At 66.5% G+C, this 1,324-nt stretch carries 1 pseudogene; it reads right to left on the minus strand.

From position 1 onward, the window contains the following. Positions 1-1,324, minus strand: a pseudogene (locus ENZ74_RS31980) (translocation/assembly module TamB); the annotation flags it as partial.

The raw sequence follows: 1,324 nt of genomic DNA on the forward strand, positions 1-1,324 counted from the left end.
GCCGATGGTGCCGTCGATGTCGCCCGTCACCGCCTGGCCGGCGAGTGCGGCCAACTGGTCGATAGCGGGCGCGTCGAGCGTCAGCGTGCCGAGCGGCATGTACTTGTCGTCCAGCGCGAGATCGCCCGAGACCTTGTTGTCGCCCAGCGAGACCAGGAATCCGTTGATCGAACGCTTGCCCTCGCTTGTCACCAGTGCTGCCTTGATATCGAGCGGCTGGTCGTTGACGGAGCCGGTCAGCGATACGTTGGCGGCGGGACTGGTGATATCGGCCTTGCCGCTCGCCGTCAGCTTGATGCTCTTCACCGTGCGGCCCGATGCCGTCAGGCTGTCGCTATCGGCGGTAACGGTGAAATCCGGCGCCGTCATCGCGCCGCTTGCCGACAGCGCGAAATCGACGCCACCGGCAACCGGCACGCCGACTGTCGGCGACAGCACGGAAACGTCGCCCAATTTGCCCTTGATGTCGGCCCGGATGTCGGTGCCCTGCATGCTGGCCGTGCCGGCGGCGCTGAGCGTGCCGGACGTGAATTCGATCGAGTTGGCGGCGAAGGATCCCTGCGGATCGCGGGCCGCGGTGGCCGAGAATTTCACCCGAGCGCCAAGCACCGAGGCGATCTGCGGCGGAAAGGCCGTCGCCACGGCATCCGCGTTCATCTTCAGCTGCATCGACAGGTCGGCAAGCGCCACCGTCGCCGTCAGAGAGGCGTTGAGCGCGTCGGAGCGCAGCGTGCCCTGGTCGATGGCAATGGCATCCTTGCTGACCGACCCGGCCAGATCGACATCGATCTTGCCGGTGATCAGCGGCGCCAGCGTCGCCACGTCGGTGTTGAGGCCACCTGCCTGCAGCTTGACGGTGACCGGCCCGGCGCGGTTCTGGATGTCAAAGCCGTCGGAATGGATCTGCGCCGCCAGATCATCCAGCCGCGTGCCGCCGGCGACGATGGAGACGAAGGAGGCGCCGATGTCGATGATCGGTGCCTTGCCGTCGCCGAAGGCGCGGGCGGTGGCATTGCTGATCGCCAGCGTGATCGGTTGCGCCTTGCTGCCGACGCTGATCACAACGGGCGGACCCTTGGCGGCGAGTTCGATCGAGAGGTCGCTGGCGCCGGCAGGATCGACAATGCCGGTCGCGGTGCCGTGCACCGCATCGCTGTCGATGTTGGCGCGGTCGACACTGACGCCACCGGCCGATGTGGCGGTGCCGGCGACATCGAAGCTGGTCTTGCCGGCAAACAGCGGCTTGAGATTCTCAGGCAGGAAGCGAGCGAAATCGCCGTCGCCCTTGGCCTCAACATGATTACCCTTGTCGGTCAGTTGGTGC

The sequence above is a fragment of the Mesorhizobium sp. M7A.F.Ca.CA.002.15.2.1 genome, assembly GCF_003998715.1.
Taxonomy (GTDB): Bacteria; Pseudomonadota; Alphaproteobacteria; order Rhizobiales; family Rhizobiaceae; genus Mesorhizobium; species Mesorhizobium ciceri.